Source organism: Sphingomicrobium nitratireducens, assembly GCF_026157035.1.
Taxonomy (GTDB): Bacteria; Pseudomonadota; Alphaproteobacteria; order Sphingomonadales; family Sphingomonadaceae; genus Sphingomicrobium; species Sphingomicrobium nitratireducens.
This window is the reverse complement of the sequence record NZ_JANJZA010000001.1, coordinates 1,356,902-1,375,747: the sequence shown is the minus strand read 5'-3', so window position 1 is coordinate 1,375,747 and position 18,846 is coordinate 1,356,902. Positions and strand designations below refer to the sequence as shown.

22 protein-coding genes are annotated in these 18,846 nt (G+C 65.4%); 9 read left to right on the top strand and 13 right to left on the bottom strand.

What is annotated here, in order from left to right; translation table 11 throughout:
• Positions 1-37: 37 nt before the first annotated feature.
• Both NNY25_RS07165 and NNY25_RS07160 read left to right on the top strand, forming a co-directional pair.
• Positions 38-298 carry a hypothetical protein gene (locus NNY25_RS07165; RefSeq protein ID WP_265570662.1) on the top strand — a complete coding sequence of 87 codons (261 nt, stop codon included), beginning with the start codon at positions 38-40 and terminating at the stop codon, positions 296-298.
• 113 nt (positions 299-411) lie between these two features.
• On the top strand, positions 412-648 hold the full coding sequence (locus NNY25_RS07160) for a hypothetical protein (protein WP_265570661.1): 237 nt from the start codon (positions 412-414) through the stop codon (positions 646-648).
• A gap of 70 nt (positions 649-718) precedes the next feature.
• Here the strand turns inward: NNY25_RS07160 and NNY25_RS07155 are convergent, their stop codons facing one another.
• The 9 genes from NNY25_RS07155 to trmD form a co-directional block, all read right to left on the bottom strand.
• Complete coding sequence (locus NNY25_RS07155) at positions 719-2,506, bottom strand: M2 family metallopeptidase (protein ID WP_276591775.1); 1,788 nt, start codon at positions 2,504-2,506, stop codon at positions 719-721.
• A 152-nt stretch (positions 2,507-2,658) separates the two neighbouring features.
• The gene (locus NNY25_RS07150; RefSeq protein WP_265570659.1) at positions 2,659-3,423 is read right to left on the bottom strand and encodes an alpha/beta fold hydrolase; all 765 of its coding nucleotides are present in this window, start codon (positions 3,421-3,423) and stop codon (positions 2,659-2,661) included.
• A complete protein-coding gene (locus NNY25_RS07145; protein WP_338112483.1) occupies positions 3,420-3,866 on the bottom strand; it encodes a GFA family protein in 447 nt (148 codons plus the stop codon). Before NNY25_RS07145 ends, NNY25_RS07150 begins: the two co-directional genes overlap by 4 nt.
• A gap of 6 nt (positions 3,867-3,872) precedes the next feature.
• Positions 3,873-4,058, bottom strand: a complete 186-nt coding sequence (locus NNY25_RS07140) for a hypothetical protein (RefSeq protein WP_265570658.1) — start codon at positions 4,056-4,058, stop codon at positions 3,873-3,875.
• A 10-nt stretch (positions 4,059-4,068) separates the two neighbouring features.
• Entirely contained in the window at positions 4,069-5,094 is a 1,026-nt protein-coding gene (locus NNY25_RS07135) for an aspartate-semialdehyde dehydrogenase (RefSeq protein ID WP_265570657.1), read from the bottom strand.
• Between the two features lie 59 nt (positions 5,095-5,153).
• The gene (locus NNY25_RS07130; protein WP_265570656.1) at positions 5,154-5,876 is read right to left on the bottom strand and encodes a polysaccharide deacetylase family protein; all 723 of its coding nucleotides are present in this window, start codon (positions 5,874-5,876) and stop codon (positions 5,154-5,156) included.
• Complete coding sequence (locus NNY25_RS07125; protein WP_265570655.1) at positions 5,863-8,088, bottom strand: S9 family peptidase; 2,226 nt, start codon at positions 8,086-8,088, stop codon at positions 5,863-5,865. Before NNY25_RS07125 ends, NNY25_RS07130 begins: the two co-directional genes overlap by 14 nt.
• 92 nt (positions 8,089-8,180) lie before the next feature.
• Complete coding sequence (rplS, locus tag NNY25_RS07120; protein WP_265570654.1) at positions 8,181-8,570, bottom strand: 50S ribosomal protein L19; 390 nt, start codon at positions 8,568-8,570, stop codon at positions 8,181-8,183.
• Between the two features lie 6 nt (positions 8,571-8,576).
• Positions 8,577-9,305 (bottom strand): tRNA (guanosine(37)-N1)-methyltransferase TrmD, encoded by a 729-nt coding sequence (trmD, locus tag NNY25_RS07115; protein WP_265570653.1) that lies wholly within the window; start codon positions 9,303-9,305, stop codon positions 8,577-8,579.
• A 55-nt stretch (positions 9,306-9,360) separates the two neighbouring features.
• On the opposite strand from trmD, the gene NNY25_RS07110 reads away from it, so the two are divergent.
• Complete coding sequence (locus NNY25_RS07110; protein ID WP_265570652.1) at positions 9,361-10,290, top strand: NAD(P)/FAD-dependent oxidoreductase; 930 nt, start codon at positions 9,361-9,363, stop codon at positions 10,288-10,290.
• On the opposite strand, the gene rimM is transcribed toward NNY25_RS07110, so the two are convergent.
• The 4 genes from rimM to NNY25_RS07090 form a co-directional block, all read right to left on the bottom strand.
• On the bottom strand, positions 10,287-10,796 hold the full coding sequence (rimM, locus tag NNY25_RS07105; protein ID WP_265570651.1) for a ribosome maturation factor RimM: 510 nt from the start codon (positions 10,794-10,796) through the stop codon (positions 10,287-10,289). The two genes, NNY25_RS07110 and rimM, sit on opposite strands and share 4 nt — an antisense overlap.
• Positions 10,797-10,802: 6 nt before the next feature.
• Positions 10,803-11,360 carry a 30S ribosomal protein S16 gene (rpsP, locus tag NNY25_RS07100; protein ID WP_265570650.1) on the bottom strand — a complete coding sequence of 186 codons (558 nt, stop codon included), beginning with the start codon at positions 11,358-11,360 and terminating at the stop codon, positions 10,803-10,805.
• 27 nt (positions 11,361-11,387) lie between these two features.
• The gene (gene ffh, locus NNY25_RS07095; RefSeq protein WP_265570649.1) at positions 11,388-12,812 is read right to left on the bottom strand and encodes a signal recognition particle protein; all 1,425 of its coding nucleotides are present in this window, start codon (positions 12,810-12,812) and stop codon (positions 11,388-11,390) included.
• A gap of 168 nt (positions 12,813-12,980) precedes the next feature.
• Positions 12,981-13,529, bottom strand: coding sequence for a DUF924 family protein (locus NNY25_RS07090; RefSeq protein WP_265570648.1), 549 nt, complete (start codon positions 13,527-13,529; stop codon positions 12,981-12,983).
• Positions 13,530-13,591: 62 nt separating this feature from the next.
• Between NNY25_RS07090 and dapF the strand changes: the two genes are divergently transcribed.
• From dapF to NNY25_RS07060, 6 genes are read left to right on the top strand one after another with little or no spacing between them, the layout of a single operon-like run.
• On the top strand, positions 13,592-14,389 hold the full coding sequence (gene dapF, locus NNY25_RS07085; protein WP_265570647.1) for a diaminopimelate epimerase: 798 nt from the start codon (positions 13,592-13,594) through the stop codon (positions 14,387-14,389).
• Positions 14,386-15,606: a tRNA (N(6)-L-threonylcarbamoyladenosine(37)-C(2))-methylthiotransferase MtaB gene (gene mtaB / locus NNY25_RS07080; RefSeq protein ID WP_265570646.1), complete on the top strand. Its 1,221-nt coding sequence runs from the start codon at positions 14,386-14,388 to the stop codon at positions 15,604-15,606. Before dapF ends, mtaB begins: the two co-directional genes overlap by 4 nt.
• Positions 15,603-16,520 carry a signal recognition particle-docking protein FtsY gene (gene ftsY / locus NNY25_RS07075; RefSeq protein WP_265570645.1) on the top strand — a complete coding sequence of 306 codons (918 nt, stop codon included), beginning with the start codon at positions 15,603-15,605 and terminating at the stop codon, positions 16,518-16,520. Before mtaB ends, ftsY begins: the two co-directional genes overlap by 4 nt.
• Positions 16,517-17,119 carry a septation protein A gene (locus tag NNY25_RS07070; RefSeq protein WP_265570644.1) on the top strand — a complete coding sequence of 201 codons (603 nt, stop codon included), beginning with the start codon at positions 16,517-16,519 and terminating at the stop codon, positions 17,117-17,119. The genes ftsY and NNY25_RS07070 overlap by 4 nt, the downstream gene beginning before the upstream one ends.
• The gene (locus NNY25_RS07065) at positions 17,116-18,051 is read left to right on the top strand and encodes an ABC transporter ATP-binding protein (protein WP_265570643.1); all 936 of its coding nucleotides are present in this window, start codon (positions 17,116-17,118) and stop codon (positions 18,049-18,051) included. Before NNY25_RS07070 ends, NNY25_RS07065 begins: the two co-directional genes overlap by 4 nt.
• Entirely contained in the window at positions 18,048-18,809 is a 762-nt protein-coding gene (locus NNY25_RS07060) for an ABC transporter permease (protein WP_265570642.1), read from the top strand. The genes NNY25_RS07065 and NNY25_RS07060 overlap by 4 nt, the downstream gene beginning before the upstream one ends.
• Positions 18,810-18,846: the final 37 nt, after the last annotated feature.

Sequence of the window (18,846 nt, the reverse complement as noted above, 5' to 3'; positions counted from 1 at the left end):
TATTCCGAACTCAAATGTAACGAGGGAGTATCACCGCATGGAAAAGAAGAACCAGACCTACAAGACCAGCGCGACGACCCGCCTGAAACAGAGCCTCGCCCAGCGTGAGGACATTGCAGGCCAGACCTACCGCGCCATCCGCGACAATCCGAAGACCAGCGCCGCCATCGCCACGGGCGTTGCCGCCGCTGCCGGTGCTGGCGCGTTCCTGTTTGCCAAGTCGCGCAAGACGCCGGAAGACGTCGTCGAGGCGGTCAAGGAAAACAATGCCGAGGAGCTTTCGAAGATCGAAAGCTAGTCGCGAGGCCGGATCGCCGGCTGTCCATCGGTCGGCAGACATAAGAGGGCGTGCGCCGGAAACGGCGAACGCCCTCTTTCACGTTGGGAAAGGGCGACAACAGGGAGAGAGAAATGACCAGAACCAAGGCGACGCTCGCGAAAATGGCGCGCAACGTGGGGGAAACTGCGAAGGATCCCCTGCGCGCCGCGGCGGCGGTCATCGGCGGAGCGGCGGCGGCCACAGCGGTCGGCGGCGCATTCTATCGAGCCCGTCGCGTGGGGGAAGACGAGGAGACGGCGCTTACGCAGCCCGGCACCTGGGACGACGAGATAGAGGACGAGATCCGGGCAGGCGCGATCGCCTACTGATCGCGCCTGCCGTGGCTGAAAAAAGGCTCCCCGTCACCGGGGAGCCTTTCTCGTTCGAACCGGCGGGGTCCTACCAGCCGCAGTCCTTGCCCTTGTTCTTGTCCTTCAGCCACGCATGGAGCGGTGCGAAATATTCGAGCATCGGCTTGGCCGACATCTCTCGCGTGCCGGTGAAGGCCTCGAGCGCGTCGGGCCAGGGCTTGGATGCGCCCATCTTGAGCATCGCGTCGAGCCGTGCACCGACTTCCTTGTTGCCGTAGAAGCTGCAGCGGTGAAGCGGGCCATCCCAGCCCGACATGTCGCAGGCGGCCTTGTAGAACTGGAACTGGAGGATGCGGGCGAGGAAGTAGCGCGCATAGGGCGTGTTGCCAGGAATGTGGTACTTCGCACCCGGATCGAAATCGACCAGCGGGTCACGTGCGACCGGCGGGGTGATCCCCTGGTACTGCTGTTTCAAGTCGACCCAGCTTGTCTCGTACTCGGCCGGGGTGGTCGAACCGTCGAACACGCCCCAACGCCACTTGTCGACCAAGAGACCGAACGGCAGGAACGCGACCTTATCCATCGCCTGGCGCAGAAGCAGTCCGATATCCTTGTCCGCGCTGGGGACCTTGTCCTTGTCGAGGAGGCCGATCTGGACGAGATATTCGGGCGTCACCGACAGTGCGACGAAATCGCCGATCGCCTCGTGGAACCCGTCATTGGCACCATTGAGGTAGTAATAGGGCTGCCCGTTATAGGCGCGCTGGTAATAGTTGTGGCCGAGCTCGTGATGGATGGTCACGAAGTCGTCGGCGTTGCGCTTGATGCACATCTTGATGCGCAAGTCGTCGACATTGTCGACGTCCCAGGCGCTCGCGTGGCACACGACCTCGCGGTCCTGCGGCTTGGTGAACTGGCTCTTCTCCCAGAAGCTCGCGGGCAGCGGATCGAGCCCGATCGAGGTGTAGAAACGCTCGCCCACGCGGACCATCTCGCGCTCGTCCATCCCGCTCTTTACGATGAGGTCGGTGAGGTCGTAGCCGATGTCGCCCGCACCTTCGGGGGCGACGATGTCGTAGATGTTGCCCCACTCCTGCGCCCACATGTTGCCGAGCAGGTCGGCGCGGATCGCGCCGGTCGCGGCCTGTACGTCGTTGCCGTAATAATCGCTCAACTCGCTCCGCACATAGCAATGCAGATCATCGTAGAGCGGCTTGGTCTCGGCCCACAGCCGGTCGTACATCGCCGAGAATTCCTCGGGGCTCATGTCGTACTGCGAGCGCCACATCGCGCCGGTGTCGGCGTAACCGAGTTCGCGCGCGCCCTCGTTGGCGATCTCGACCATGCGGACATAGTCGCTCTTCATCGGGCGGCCGACATTCTCGTGCCAGCTTTTCCACAGCTGCTTGAGATCCTCGGGATCGCGCAGCGTCCCCATCATCTCCTCGGCATCGACGCCGGCAATCTCCTTGCCGTCGAGTTCGGCCTTGCCCTTGCCGTAGAGCGAGCCGAGCTTGGTCGAAATGTCGTTGAGCTCGGCGGCCGCGCCGTCACGGCTCGGAGCGGCGAGAACGAGGCTGCCGCGCATGATGTTGAGCTTGCGAGCGGTGTCGTAGTCGAGCCCGTCGACTTCGGCATATTTCGCCGCCATCGAGGCGTAGTCGACCCCCTTTTCGGTAAGGATGGTGCCGAAGTAGGAAGCGAGGCGGTCGCTGTCGTCGGTGATGTAGGTCGAATTGACCCACTGCGCGCGCGCCGCGATGTCGAGCAGTTCGAACAGGTCCTTCTCGGCGGCGGCGACGAACGCCCGCGCACCGTCGGTGGTCAGCGGATAGGGAAGCGCGTCCTCGCTCGCGACAACCGGAGCGGCAGCCATTTCGGGTGCCGGCTGGTCGTAAGTGGCGCAACCGGCAAGGCTCAGGGCCAAGGCGGGCAGTGAAACGGCGGTCAGAATCTTTTTCACGGGGTCTCTCTCCTGAACAGGGGCACAGGGTGCGGGCGCGTTGGTGAAACGGTTCGCCCGCGAAATCAAGCCGATGTCAGAAAAGCGACGATGGCGTCCCCGAGTTCCGGCTTGGCGACCGAGGACATGTGCGTGCCCGGAACCGCGATGTAGCGCCCGTCCGGCAGCGCGTCGGCCAGCGCCTCCGCCGAACCATTGTCCTGATCCTCGGTGCCGCAGATAACCCCGGTCGGCATGGTGAAGGCGTCGAGCCACTGCGCCCTTGCGTCGGTGAAGCTGGGCAGGAGCAGCCGCGCGGCCTTCCGGTCGATCTTCATCGTCTTCATGAAGCTCACGGCCATGAAGTGCGGATCGCCGCGCTTGACCGTATCGAACCCGTCGATCGCCTCGATGAAGAAGGCCTGCCGCCTGTCCCAGCCCGTCAGGCCCTCGAGCCCCATCCCCATCAGCATGGCGCGTTTGGGGAGCAGCCCCTGTCCCACTGCCTGCACGCTGGTTCGCGCGCCGAGCGAAAAGCCGCCGAGATCGTATTCCTCAAGACCCAGAGTTTCGACGAGCTCGGCCAGGTCGCGGCCCAGGACACCATCTGGATAGGCCGCCGGATCGTGGCTGCTTTCGCTCAGGCCATGCGCACGCAGGTCGGGCATGATGACGCGATACCCGGCATCGGCGACCTTTCCGGCATGGCCATACTTGATCCAGTTGACGAGGCTGTCCGAAAACAGGCCGTGAACGAGAATGAGCGCGGGCGCCCCCTCCTCGCCCATTGCGCGATAATGAAGCTCCACCCCGTCCGAGGCGGACCAGTAATGGCTCTCGATCTCGCTCACTCGGGAAGACTGCCCGTCGCGTCCATCCAGCGGTCGACCAGCGGCTGGTAGTCGGTGGTCTTCTTGCGCGGCAGGGCGCTCGTATCGAGCCAGGCCTCGTGGAGATGCTCCGTGCCGAAATGATGCGTCGGAGTGAAACCCTCGGGCGCGTCGAGCGTGGCGATCGTGATGTCCATATAGTCGCCCTCGTTGAAGGCGAAGCCGAGGCTGGTTCCGCATTTCGCGCAATAGGGCCGCCTGGCGATGGGGGAGCTCTCGTACCAGTCAGGCCCCGACCTCCAGTCGAGCTTGTTCTTGAGCACGTTTTTCATCGCCAGCGAGATGTTGCCGCTCGCGCGCTGGCACATCCGGCAGTGGCACAGATAGGCGTCGCGATCCTCGATCTCGACCTCGTAGCGCGCAGCACCGCATGCGCAGCCGCCCGTCACCGTCTCGCCCATCATCGCCTCCTATGAATTGCGCTTCCTGACATAATGCGCCGCGACCAGGCCCGCCAGCGCGCCGAACCCGACCCCCGCCGCGATCCACAGCACAGGCGCAAGGCTCGGCTCGATCCACACCACGACGAGCAGCACGGCCATGCCGGCGATAACGCGCTTCGACCAGGTCGCGATGGCGGGGCCGAGTTCGTCCACGCCTTCGTCCTCAGCCCTTCTGGAGGTGGCGGCGGCCGAGCAGTTCGGCGATCTGCACCGCGTTCAACGCCGCACCCTTCCTGAGATTGTCCGACACGCACCAAAGCGACAGGCCGTTGTCGACCGTGCTGTCCTCGCGCACGCGGGACACGAAAGTCGCATAGTCGCCGACGCATTCGACCGGGGTCACGTATCCGCCGTCCTCGCGCTTGTCGACGAGCATCACGCCCGGCGCCTCGCGCAGCAGGCCCTGAGCTTCCGCCGCCGATATCTCGTTCTCGAACTCGATGTTGACCGCTTCCGAATGCCCCACGAACACCGGCACGCGCACGCAGGTCGCGGTCACCTTCACCTTGGGGTCGAGTATCTTCTTGGTCTCGGCGACCATCTTCCATTCTTCCTTGGTCGATCCGTCGTCGAGGAAGCTGTCGATGTGCGGGATCACATTGAAAGCGATCTGCTTGGTGAAGATTTCGGGCGCGGCCGGATCGCCGACGAAGATGTCGCGCGACTGCTGGAACAACTCGTCCATCCCGCCCTTCCCGGCGCCCGAGACAGACTGGTAGGTCGCCACCACGATGCGCTTGATCTTCGCGTGGTCGTGGAGCGGCTTGAGCGCCACCACCATCTGCGCGGTCGAGCAATTGGGATTGGCGATGATGTTCTTGGCCTTGTAGCCGTCGATCGCTTCCGGGTTTACCTCGGGCACGACCAGCGGCACGTCCGGGTCCATGCGGTAGAGCGACGAATTGTCAATCACCGTGCAGCCTGCCTTGGCGGCGATCGGCACGTACTTCTTCGACACTTCGGAGCCCGCTGCGAACAGCGCGATGTCCCAACCCGCAAAATCGAAATGCTCGATGTTGCGGACTTTCAGCTCCTTGTCGCTCTCGCCGACCGTGATCCGCTCGCCCGCCGAGCGCGACGAGGCGACCGCGGCGATCTCGTCCGCCGGAAACTGGCGTTCGTCGAGGATGGCGAGCAGTTCGCGCCCGACATTGCCCGTCGCGCCGACGACGACGACCTTGTAACCCATTCGTTCACTCCCGCTTATCGTTGCGCTCCACATAGGGCCACACGCCCTGCGCGCAAGGGTCAGCGCCCGTCGATCAATTCGCCGACGCTCACAATCTCGTAGCCGTCGGCGTCGAGCCCCTCGAGAACCAGCGGCAGGGCCTCGCGTTCGAGCTCGCGCAGGCTGCTCATCGGATGGATGAGGATGATCGAGCCCGGGCGGACCTGCGCCAGGAGGTCGCGTGCGTAGGACTCGGGAGTGTCGGCGCGGCTCGGCTCCTCGACGTCCCACATGACCATCGTCTGTCCGTTCGCGTCGACCGCGTCGCCCAGCCCGATGAACTTCGCCCCGTAGGGCGGGCGCATCCAGCGCGGCTTCGCGATCCCCAGCTGGGCCAGTGCAAGGTCGGTGCGCTCGAGTTCCTCGAGGTAAGGCTGCGACTCCAGCCCGACCATGCGCGAATGCCAAAAGCTGTGATTGCCGATCTCGTGGCCGGCCTCGGCGATCGCCCTCGTCGCCTCCGGATGCTCCTCGACGCTTTGACCGATGACGAAGAAGGTCGCCCGCGCCCGGTGGCGCGCCAGGAGCGGCAACACCGCCTCGACCCCGCGGGGCGACGGTCCGTCGTCGAAGCTCAGCGCCACCCGCCGCTGCGGTGTCTCCACGCGGCAGACCAGCGGCCCCGTCACCGCAAGGCAGCGCGCCTTGACGAGCGCCCGGAAGCCTACCGCGATCGACGCGGTGACGAGGAGCGCGGCCAGGGCGAGGAAGAGCGGGCGCGGAAGGCGCCTAGCGCGGGCCACCCTCGACCCCGTTGCGCGCGAGGAAGTTCATGATCGTCCGCCACAAGTGCACCGATATGTTGGGGCCCGCAATGCGGTGCGTATAGCCGGGGTAGAACATCATCTCGAACGGCACCTTGGCTTCCTGCAGCGCCGCCGCCATCGCGGTCGAGTTGTCGAACACGACATTGTCGTCGCTCATCCCGTGGATCAGGATCAGCGGATCGGCGATCTTCTCTGCGCCGGCGAACGTGCTCGACGCGTCATAGGCCGCCTGCACCTCGCGCGGGTCCCCCATGTACCGCTCGGTGTAGAAGGTGTCGTAGAGTTCCCACTTCGAGACGGGCGCTATCGCCACCCCCGCGGCGTAGAATCCCGGGTTGGCCGCGAGCATCTTCAAGGTCATGTATCCACCGTATGAACCGCCATGGATCGCGATGCGGTCCGGGTCGACATAGTCGAGCGTCTTGAGAAAGTCGTGGCCGCGTTTCTGATCCTCGACCTCGACCTTGCCCATCGCGCGCCAGATCGGCTGCTCGAACGCGACGCCGCGATAGGCCATGCCGCGATTGTCGAGTTCGAACACGATGTAACCCTGGTCGGCGAGCCACTGGTCGATGGCCCCGCTCCACATGTGCTTGACGGTCTGCGCATGCGGCCCGCCATAGTGGGTCGAGAAAACCGGATAGCGCTTCCCGGGTTCCATGTTCGCGGGGAGGATCATGCGATAGTGGAGCGGCGTCCCGTCTTCGGCCTCGATCGTCCCGAAACGCGTCGGCTGGTGACTGTCGAGATAGGGCGCGTAAGGATGGTCGGCATCGAGCCGGTTCTCGTCGATCCAGGCGATCCGCTTGCCATTCGCATCGGCAAGATAGGTCTGCCACGGCTGATCGGGCGACGAACGGCTCACGGTCATCGCCTTGGCGTCATCGTCCATCTTCACCATGTGGGTGAACCCCTGCTCGGTCAGTCGGACAGGCTCCGCGCCGGAATCGCGATAGTCGAGCGCATAGGCGTGCGTCTCGAGCACGGTCTCGCGGTTGCCGGCGAAATAGAGCCGTCCGGCCTCCTCGTCGACGCCCAGGAGCGAGGAGACGACCCACTCGCCGCGGGTCAGCTGTCGCCAGCTCCCGTCGGCCCCGCGCAGGTAGAGATGCCCGAAACCGTCGCGCTCGGAGCGCCAGACGAGCGACCCGTCGTCGAGGAATTCGTAGGCGTCGGACAAGTTGATCCAGTGCCGCTCGGCAGCGGTCTCGCTGAACAGCAGGCTCGACGCGCCAGTCGCCGGATCGACCGCCAGCATGTCGAGCCGGGTCTGCGCGCGGTTCTCGCGCTGGACGAAGAGCGTCTTGCCGTCGGGCGCCCAGTCGACGCGCGCGAGGTAGATGTCGGCGTCTTCGCCGAGGTCGACCTTCGTGCGCGCGCCGGTCGCGGGTTCGATCACCCACAGTTCGATGAGAACGTTGTCGGTGCCTGCCGCCGGGTAGCGCTGTTCGTAGGTGGTCGTCGAGGTGCCACCGATGCGAGTGCGGGTGACGATGTCGACCGGCGCCTCGTCGTAGCGCGCCACCGCGACACGGCGGTCGCCCGGCGCCCACCAGTAGCCGTCCGAACGGTCCATTTCCTCCTGCGCGACGAATTCGGCCTCGCCCCAGTGGATCGTCTCGCTGTCCTCGACCGGCGTCACCGGAACGGGATCCTCGCTACCGTCGGCAGGCCCGACGAACAGGCGCCGGTCGCGTACGAACGAGACGTACCCGCCCTCCTCGCTGATCGCGGGATTGAGTTCGCTTGCCTCGGTTTCGGTCAATCGCACGACCTTGCCGTCGAGCGTCGCGAGATAGAGATCGCCGTCGAGCGGGACGAGAATCGATTTGCCGTCGGGGGCCCACTGGTAGGAGACGATCCCGCGCAGCGAACCGATGCGCTTGCGCTCGCGCTGCATCTTCTCGTCCTCGCTGAGTTCGGCGCCGCTGCCGACCTTCTCGCTGTCGATCAGCATGCGCCACTCGCCCGAACCGGTGTCGAGCGCCCACAGGTCGTAGCGCTGGCGGTCGTTCGGCCTGGGCTTGAGCATCGTCATCAGCGTGCCGTCGGGCGACAGAGCCAGTCCCCGCTGGCCGCCCCCGTCGAGCGTCGGCGAGGCGAAGATGCGCTCGAGCGTCAGGTCCTCGGCGAGTGCGGGGGTGGCAACCGTCATCGCGGTCGCGGCAAGAAGAAGAGAGAGGCGCATCCGGTCATGGCTCCTTCGGGGACGTGAAAAGAAAAGGGGCGCCCGGCGGTGATGCCGGACGCCCCTTGAACTGGCAAGCGATACGCCAAGACTTACGCGTCGGCCTTTTCCTTGGCCGGACGGTTGTCCTTGCGCTCGGCGATGCGCGCCGACTTACCCGTGCGACCGCGCAGGTAATAGAGCTTGGCGCGACGGACCGCGCCTTTGCGCACCACGGTGATGCTGTCGATGTTCGGCGAATAGAGCGGGAAGACGCGCTCGACGCCCTCGCCGAACGAAATCTTGCGAACGGTGAAGTTCGAGTTCACGCCGCGGTTTGAACGGGCGATGCAGACGCCCTCGTAGTTCTGGACGCGGGTGCGCTGGCCTTCGACGACGCGCACGCCGACGCGCAGCGTGTCGCCCGGGCGAAATTCCGGGATCTGCTTGTCCTTGGTAAGCTCGGCAATCTGTTCCTGCTCGAGCGTCTGGATGAGGTTCATGGCCTTCTAATCCTGTGTTTTCCGCCGCGCACCAGAGGGCGACCCGTCCGCAGCGTCCCCATGACGCTCCCAAAGGTCAGGCCGCCTTAGCCTTGTATCTTCAATCGCCCTTGCCTTGCGCCAAGCGGCAATCTTCGCATGATCCCCAGATCGCAGCACTTCGGGGATCGTGCGCCCTTCCCATTCGACAGGTCGGGTATAGTGCGGATATTCGAGAAGCCCCTCTTCGAAACTCTCTTCCTCACCGCTGGAGGCCGCGCCCATTACCCCGCCCTGCAGGCGAATGCAAGCGTCGAGCAGCACCATCGCGGCAAGCTCTCCGCCCGAGAGGATGAAGTCCCCGATCGACACCTCTTCGATCTCGCGTGCCTCGAACAATCGCTCGTCGAACCCTTCGAAGCGGCCGCACAGGACGATCGCCCCCTCGCCCGCCGCCAGTGTGCGCACCCGCGCCTGTGTCAGTGGCTTGCCGCGCGGCGTCATGGCGAGCACCGGCCGCCCGTCCGCCACGCTGTCGAGCGCCGCCGCCACGACGTCACAGCGCAGCACCATGCCCGCGCCCCCACCGGCCGGCGTGTCGTCGACCGTGCGGTGCCTGTCGGCGGCAAAGTCGCGGATATTGGTGACGTCGAGCCGCCACTTGTCCTCCTCGAGCGCGCGCCCTGCAAGGCTGACGCCAAGCGGTCCCGGGAACATGTCGGGATAAAGGGTCAGGACGGACGCGCGAAAAGTCATGGCGCGCGCCCTAGCTTAGCGGGAACGAATGGCCAAGCGCGCGATTGAGCCTGTCATGCGCGACAAACCCCTCGATTGCCTTGTGGTTGGCGGCGGTCCGGCCGGGCTCACCGCCGCTATCTACCTCTCCCGCTATTATCTCGACATCATGGTCGTCGACGGCGGCGACAGCCGTGCCAGCTGGATCCCGACCAGCCACAACCATGCGGGCTTTCCCGACGGGATCAACGGCAAGGAACTCCTGCAGCGCATGAAGAGCCAGGCGCAGAAATACGGCGCCGAGATCATCTCGGGTCGCGTCACCAAGCTGACGAGGGACGAGGAAAGCGGCCTGTTCTGCGCGGAATGGGGCTCGGGCGCCTTCCAGGCGAGGACCGTATTGCTTGCCACCGGCGTCACCAATCGCCGCCCGCCGATGATCACCCGAGAAGACCATGACGAGGCGATGGCGAAGGGGCTGATCCGCTATTGCCCGATCTGCGATGGCTACGAAGTAACCGACAAGAAGGTCGCGATCGTGGGAACCGGACACCATGGGGCGGCGGAGACGCTGTTCATCCGCGGCTACACCGCCGACCTCACGCTGATTGCCCCCGACGGGCCGCACGAAATGGAGGCGGAGGATTGCCGTAGGCTGGCCGAGGCGGGCGTGACACTGGTCGACGGCCCGATCACCGAGATGATCGCAGGCGACAAGGAAATTTGCGTTTGCGTCGAAGGCGGTAGGCTCCAGAGCTTTGACAGCCTCTACCCCGCGCTGGGGTCGGATACGCATACCTCGCTGGCCGAGATGGTCGATGCCGAATTGAAGGGCGACGGGTGCATCGCGGTCGACAGCCACCAGCGCACAAACGTGCCCGGCCTCTATGCCGCAGGCGACGTCGTGCTCGGGCTCGACCAGATCAGCCACGCAATGGGCGAAGGCGGCGTGGCGAGCACCACGATCCGCAACGATCTTTCGAAAACTCGGAAAATCTGGCGTTAGTCGACGAAGTCGGCGTTGACCACGAGCCGCTCGGCGTCCCACTCGGGCACTGCATTGTCGGTCAGCGGCACCATGAACCGCTTTCCGGTCGCCTTCTCGATCTCGACCACGTCGCTCGCGCCGTAATTGTCGACCGCGACGACATGACCGACCGCCTCCCCGTGCGTATCGACAACAGGGAGCCCGATCAGGTCGGCATGGTAATATTCGCCCTCCTCGAGCGGAGGGAGCGCACCGCGGTCGATCTCGACCAGCGATCCGCGCAGGGCTTCGGCAGCGCTGCGATCGCCAACCCCTTCAAGGCGGGCGATGGCGACCTTTCCGCCGGGGCGTACCGAGACGAGCTTGCGCTCGGTTTCGCCGACGAACACGTGCTGTTGCGCAGCGAGCGTGTCGAGCCCCTCGGCGAACAGCTTCAGGCGCAGTTCGCCCTTCACCCCATGGGCACCGGCGACGGCAGCAAGCGCGACGCGTTTGGCGCGCTTCTCCGTCGCCGGTGACCTCATGGCGTCTTACTCGGCCTTTTCTTCGGCCGCGTCTTCGGCCGGAGCTTCCTCGGCCTTGGCTTCCTCGGCCGGGGCTTCCTCGGCCTTGGCTTCCTCAGCCGGCGCTTCCTCGGTCTTGGCCTCTTCGGCCGGCGCTTCGGCAGCAGCTTCGGCCGGAGCCTCGGTCACTTCTTCCTCGGCCGGGGCGTTGGCCTCGGCTTCGGCGGCAGCAGCGGCTTCGGCCGCTTCGGCTTCCTTGGCGGCCTTGGCTTCGAGGCGCTCCTTCGCATTTGCGCCAGGTTCGGCCTTCTTGGGGTTGTTGCGGGCCGGACGCTCCATGATGCCGGCGGCATCGAGGAAGCGCAGCACGCGGTCCGACGGCTGGGCGCCGACCGACAGCCAGTGACGGATACGGTCCTGGTCGAGCTTCACGCGCTCGGGATCGTCCTTCTGGAGCAGCGGGTTGTACGAACCCACGCGCTCGATGAAGCGACCGTCGCGCGAATTGCGGCTGTCGGCCACGACGATGCGGTAATAAGGCCGCTTCTTGGCGCCACCACGGGCGAGACGAATTGCAACTGCCATGATTATCTTCCTTCTAAAGTAATGTCGTTATTTCTTCGAAAAACCATCAAAACCGGGCGGAAGCTGTGCTCCGCCGAGCCCCGGGAGGCCCGCTCCTCCTGCGCCGGGCATCCCGCCCGGCATTCCGCCCCCGAACATCGATGCAAGTTTCGAGAAGCCGCCCATCTTCTTGAGCTTCTTCATCGCCCCTTCCATCTGCTGGTGCATCTTCAACAGCTTGTTGACCTCCTGAACGGTGGTCCCCGAGCCCTTGGCGATGCGAATCTTGCGCTTGGCGTTGATGAGCTTGGGCTTTTGTCGCTCCTCGGAGGTCATCGAGCTCATCATTGCCTCGAGGCGCGAGAGCGCCTTCTCGTCGACATCGCCGGCCTGCTTCATGCCCTTCATGCCGGGCATCATCTTGGCGAGCGCGCCGAGGCCGCCCATCGCCTGCATCTGCTTGATCTGGAGCCGCAAATCGTCGAGGTCGAACTTGCCCTTCTCCATCTTGCGAGCAAGCTTCTCGGCGTCCTCCATCTTGACCGTCTCGGCGGCCTTCTCGACCAGCGACACGACGTCGCCCATGCCGAGGATGCGGCCCGCGACGCGGTCGGGATGGAACGGCTCGAGGGCATCGAGGCCCTCGCCGGTGCCTGCGAACTTGATCGGCTTGCCGGTGACCTTGCGCATCGAGAGCGCCGCGCCGCCGCGTGCATCGCCGTCCATGCGGGTCAGCACGACACCGGTCAGCGGGACTTCCTCGCCGAACCCCTTGGCGACGTTGACCGCGTCCTGGCCGGTCAGGCTGTCGACCACGAGCAGCGTTTCCACCGGCGAGGAGACCGACGCCACCGCCTTCATCTCGTCCATCAGCTGCGTGTCGACGTGTAGGCGGCCCGCCGTGTCGAGCATCAGCACGTCGTAGCCCTGGAGCTTGGCCGACTGGAGCGCGCGCTTGGCAATGTCGGTCGGCTGCTGGCCCGCCACGATCGGCAGCGTGTCGACCCCGGCCTTCTCGCCCAGCACGGCCAGCTGCTCCTGCGCCGCGGGACGCGCGACGTCGAGGCTGGCCATCATGACCTTCTTGCGGTCCTTTTCGACGAGCCGCTTGGCGATCTTGGCGGTCGTCGTCGTCTTACCCGAGCCCTGGAGACCGACCATCATGATGACGGCGGGCGGGTTCGCCGCGAGGTTCAGCTCGCTGCTGTCCGCGCCCAGCAGGTCGACCAGCGCGTCATGGACGATCTTGACGACCATCTGACCGGGCGTGACCGAGCGGATGACTTCCTCGCCCACCGCCCGTTCGGTGACGTCCTCGACGAATTGGCGCGCGACAGGAAGGGCGACGTCGGCCTCGAGCAGGGCAACGCGCACTTCGCGCATCGCCGCACGCACGTCGGCCTCCGACAGCGCCCCGCGACCGCGGAGCTTGTCGAAGACGCCGGACAGGCGATCGCTCAGGCTGTCAAACACGCACTTCTCCTCAAAAACAATCGTGTCCTACATGGGTATGACACCGTCAAAACGCAAACGACGCCGGCGGACGAAACCTCGTCGGCCAGCGTGCGCCGCAGCGCTTGCAGATATGTCATCCCTTGGGACGTGCGCGCCTCTACGCGCGAGAGCGCCCCGCGTCAAGGATCAGAAGTTCGCTCCGTCATCGAGCGCGAGTTGTTCTTCGGGCGTGCTTTCGCGCCCCAGCGCGGCATTGCGCCCCGGGAAGCGCCCGAAATTCCTGATCTGGTCGCGATGGAGATAGGCAAATCGCGTCAGTTGGGGATCGCCGAGCTGTTCGAACAGTTCGACCGAGCGCTCCTGGTCCTCCAGATCCTCCGAATGCATCAGCGGCATGTAGAGGAATTGCAGGTAGGGGCGTTCGTAATGCTCCTCCCAGCCTTTCTCGAGCGCACGGCGGGTCAGGCGGCGCGCGAGCGGGTCGGCGGCATAGGCCTCGGGCGTGCCGCGATGAATGTTGCGCGAGAACTGGTCGAGCATCAGGATCGCGGCCAGTAGCCTGCGCGGCCCGTCGCGCCACCCCTCCCCGTTCGAGGCAATAACGTCGTCGCGCAGCGCGCCGTAACGCTTGGCGATGTCGGCATCGAGCACGGGATCCTTGGCGAACCAGCGCGACTTTCCGACCTCGTCGAACCAGAAATCGATGATCTTCTGCGCCTCTCGGCGGCGATCCATGTCCAACTCTCGTCCCCCTCGCTTATTGCCCTTGGAGGCCCGCGCCCCTAAGTCGCCATGCGATGGCCACCACCTTCCACAAGATGCACGGATTGGGCAACGACTTCGTGATCCTCGACGCGCGCGAGGAAGCTATCGAGGTCGACGGCACCTTGGCGCGCCGCCTGTGCGATCGTCGTCACGGCATCGGTTGCGACCAGCTCATCCGCCTTTCGAACGGCGGGGAGCGCATGCGCATGGACATCTGGAACGCCGACGGATCGAGCGCGAGCGCCTGCGGCAACGCGGCGCGCTGCGTGATCGCATTGACCGGCGAGACGGCGATCGACACGGCCGGCGGGCCGATCGAGGGCGAAGCGCTCGAGGGCACGGTGCGCGTCGAAATGGGCGAGCCGCGCTTCGAATGGAACGAGATTCCCCTCGCCGACCCCTTTCCGACCAATCCCCTGCCGCTCGCCTGGGACGAACTCGAGGCGCCCGACGCGGTCAATGTCGGCAATCCCCACCTCGTCTTCTTCGTCGACAAGCCGGGCAAGGTTCCGCTTGGCGAAATCGGGCCGCAGATCGAAGTCGACCCCGCCTTCCCCGAGCGGATCAACGTGAACGTCGCCAAGGTCACCGCCAAGGGGCTCAAGATCCGTACTTTCGAGCGCGGTGCGGGCCTGACGCTGGCGTGCGGGACCGGCGCCTGCGCGAGCGCGGTTGCCGCCATCCGGCGCGGGCTCGTCTCCTCGCCGGTCCGCGTGAAGATGCCGGGCGGCGTGCTCCATATCAGCTGGAGCCCGGGCGAACCGATCGTGATGGAGGGCCCCGCGACCCACGTCTTCACCGGCAAGATCGACCTCGAGACGCTTCGGTGAGAGTCGAGACGGTCACGCTCGGTTGCCGCCTCAACTTCGCCGAGAGCGCCACGATGAAGCGCGCGATCGAGGCTGACGGGGCGCAAGGCGAGACGATCATCGTCAACAGCTGTGCGGTCACCGCGGAAGCCGTGCGCCAGACGCGCCAGAAGATCCGCCGCGCCCGGCGTAGCGCGCCCGATGCGCGCATCCTCGTCACCGGATGCGCCGCCCAGATCGAACCGGAAACCTTCCGCGCCATGCCCGAGGTGGACGCGATCCTCGGCAATGCAGACAAGCTGCGACTTCAGGAAATCCTTAAGGCCGCCAAGGACTTGCCGAGTGACGTCATGACGGCAACCGCCGATCCGGTGGCCGCTGGTTTCGGCAACAAGGTGCGCAGTTTCGTCGCCGTCCAGAACGGCTGCGACCATCGCTGCACCTTCTGCACCATTCCCTACGGGCGCGGGAACAGCCGCTCGCTGCCCTATGACGTAGTGCGCCGCGCGGTCGCCGCCGAACTCGATCGCGAGGTGCGCGAAATCGTGATCACCGGCGTCGACATCACCAGCTACGACGATGACGGCCGCAAGCTCGGCGACCTGCTCCAGCGCCTCCTCGCTGACGAACCACGCCTGGAGCGCCTGCGCCTCTCCAGCCTCGACAGTATCGAGATGGACGGCGCGCTTCACGAGCTGGTCGCGGGCGAACCGCGCCTCCTCCCCCATTTCCATCTCTCGCTCCAGGCGGGCGACGACATGATCCTGAAGCGCATGAAGCGCCGCCATAGCCGCGCCCAGGCTGTCGCCATCGTCGAGAAGATCAAGGCCGCCCGTCCCGGCGCGAGCATCGGCGCCGACCTCATCGCGGGATTTCCCACCGAAACTGAGGAAATGGCCCGTAACACGCTGGAACTGATCGAGGATTGCGACATCGTCGCGGCGCATATCTTCCCCTTCAGCCCTCGCGAAATGACGCCCGCCGCGCGGATGCCCCAGCTCGAGCGCGAGACGATCAAGGCCCGCGCCGCCGCCCTGCGGGCACGCGCCGCCGACCACCGCGCCAAATGGCTGCAAAGCCAGGTCGGCACGCTCCGCCCCGCGCTCATCGAAAATGGCGGCAAGGGCCATACCGACCAATTCGCGCCGATCCTTGTTGAAGGTGCGCCGCGCGGTGCCTACGTCAGGGCACGCATCACGCACGCGAACGAACAGGGACTGGTGGGGATCATCGAATGAGTTGGCTCGAACGCCTGACCGGCGGCTTCAAGAAGACTGCCGACCGGGTCGGGGAGAATCTGACCGGGCTGACCAGCAAGGCCGCGCTCGATACAGCGACCCTCGACGATATCGAGGAAGCGCTGATCGCCTCCGACCTCGGCCCCGAAGCCTCGAAGCGCATCCGCGACGCGATTGCCGCGCGCAAGTTCGAACAGCTCGACGAACGCGGCCTGCGCACGATCCTCGCCGAAGAAATCGAGAAGATCCTCGCTCCCGTCGCCAAGCCCCTCGATATTTATGGATTTCCCCGGCCGCACGTAATCCTCGTGATCGGGGTCAACGGGTCGGGAAAGACCACAACCATCGGTAAGGTCGGACACCTCCTCCAGGAGCAGGATTACGGCGTGCTGCTGGCAGCAGGCGACACGTTCCGCGCCGCCGCGATCGAGCAACTGCAGATCTGGGGCGAGCGGATCGGCGCGCCCGTCATCGCCGGCAAGGAAGGTTCGGACGCCGCGGGCCTCGTTTGGGACGGGGTCAAGCAAGCGACCGCGCAGGGCATCGACGTCCTCATCGTCGACACCGCCGGGCGCCTCCAGAACAAGAGCCACCTGATGGAGGAGCTCTCCAAGGTTCGGCGCGTGCTCGGCAAATTGAACGAGGAGGCGCCCCACGACGTCATCCTCGTCCTCGACGCGACCACAGGCCAGAACGCGCTCAACCAGATCGAGGTATTCAAGGAGAGCGCCGGGGTCACTGGCCTCGTCATGACCAAGCTCGACGGCACCGCGCGCGGCGGCGTGCTGGTCGCGGCCGCCGAGAGGTTCGGCCTTCCCATTCACGCGATCGGCGTCGGCGAAGGCGTCGACGACCTGCGTCCCTTCGACCCGCGCGCGGTCGCCCGCGCCATTGCAGGACTTCCGCCCGCATGAGCGACGTCAATCCCGGCCCCGCGATCGAGGCGGAGAAGAAGAAGCTGTCGCCCGGCAAGCAGTTGCTGCTCGACCTCGGACCGCTGGTCCTCTTCTTCGTCGCCAACAGCCAGTTCGGCATCTTCATCGCCACCGGCGTGTTCATGGTCGCGATCCTCGCCGCGATGGCGATCAGCTATGTCGCGGTGCGCCATGTCTCGACGCTCCAGCTGATCTCGGCCGTGCTCGTACTGGTGATGGGCGGGCTCACCATCTGGCTCCACTCGGAAACCTTCATCAAATTGAAGCCGACCCTCTTCTACAGCTTCGCCGGGATCGCGCTCGGGATCGGAGTCCTCAACGGCAAGCCCCTGCTGCGCGCCATGCTCGGCACCGCCTATCCCGGCCTGTCCGAAGAAGGCTGGCTCAAGCTCACGCGCAACTGGTCGATCTTCTTCCTCGCCATGGCCGCGCTCAACGAGATCGTCTGGCGCAACAGCTCGACCGACTTCTGGATCAGCTTCAAGATGTGGGGGATGATCCCCCTCACCTTCCTGTTCGCCGCGGCCAACATGCCGATGCTGCTGCGCCACGGCCTCAACGCGGAAGAGAAACAATGAGCGAGACGGTGATCGCCATCGAAGGCCTCGAAAAGGCCTATGCGGGCGGCACGCGGGCGCTCAAGGGCGTCGACCTCACCATCGACAAGGGCGAGATCTTCGCGCTGCTCGGCCCCAACGGCGCGGGCAAGACGACACTCATCTCGATCGTCTGCGGCATCGTCACCAAGACGGGCGGCAGCGTCGCCGTATTCGGCCACGACATCGAGGGCGACTATCGCGCCGCGCGCACCCGCATCGGCCTCGTTCCGCAGGAACTGACGACCGACGCGTTCGAGACGGTGTGGGACACGGTCGCCTTCTCGCGCGGCCTGTTCGGCAAGCCGCGCGACGACGCCTATCTCGAGCAGCTCCTGAAACGCCTGACGCTGTGGGACAAGCGCAAGGCGCGCATGATGGAGCTGTCGGGCGGGATGAAACGCCGCGTGATGATTGCCAAGGCGCTCTCGCACCAGCCCGACATCCTGTTCCTCGACGAGCCGACCGCGGGCGTCGACGTCGAACTGCGCCGCGACATGTGGGAACTGGTGCGCAAGCTCCAGGCCGACGGCACCACCATCATCCTCACCACCCACTATATCGAGGAGGCCGAGGAAATGGCCGACCGCGTCGGCGTCATCGCCAATGGCGAACTGGTCGCGCTGGGCCGCAAGGACGAGCTGATGGCACAGCTGGGCCGGCGCACCTTCAAGCTGTTCCTCGACCAACCCATGACGTCGCTTCCCGACGGCCTGTCGGACTGGTCGCTGCGCCTGGACGATGACGGCGCGACGCTGTGTTACGACTTCGACAGCCATGCCGCCGAGACCGGCATCCCGCAGCTGATGCGCAAGCTCGACGAGCTCGGCATCGCCTGGCGCGATCTAACCACGCGCCAGTCGAGCCTCGAGGACATCTTCGTCAGCCTCGTCCATCAGGGAGACCGGTCATGAACCCGCGCGGCGTCGGCGCCATCTACCGTTTCGAAATGGCCCGCTGGCGGCGCACGCTGTGGCAATCGCTGGTCGCGCCCGTCATTACCACCGCGCTCTATTTCCTCGTCTTCGGCAGCGCCATCGGCAGCCGGATGAGCGACATGGCGGGGATCGATTTTGGTAGCTTCATCGTGCCCGGTCTCATACTCCTCTCGGTCCTCACCCAGTCCATCGCCAATGCCAGTTTCGGCATCTACTTTCCGAAGTTTACGGGCACGATCTACGAAATTCTCTCAGCACCGCTCTCGCCCATCGAGACGGTCACTGCCTATGTCGGCGCGGCAGTCACCAAGTCGGTCATCCTCGCGCTGGTGACACTCGTCACCGCGACGCTGTTCGTCGACGTCACGGTCGACCACCCGCTGTTGATGGTGCTGTTCCTGGTGCTGATCTCGGTCGGCTTCTGCCTGTTGGGCTTTTTCATCGGCCTGCTCGCCAACAGCTTCGAGCAGTTGCAGTTCATCCCGCTGCTCGTGGTGACCCCGCTCACCTTCCTTGGCGGCATCTTCTACTCGGTCGCAGCGCTCGCCGAGCCGTGGCGCACGGTCACGCTCGCCAACCCGATCGTCTACCTCGTCTCGGGCTATCGCTGGACCTTCTACTCGGTCGAGGACGTGCCGTTGTGGACCAGCCTCCTCGCCATGGGCCTTGCCATCGCCGTCCCATTGGCGGCGATCGCGTGGATCTTCCGCACGGGCAAGCGCCTCAAACAGTAAGGGCGGGCTCCGAAGAACCCGCCCCAAACCGTTGGCA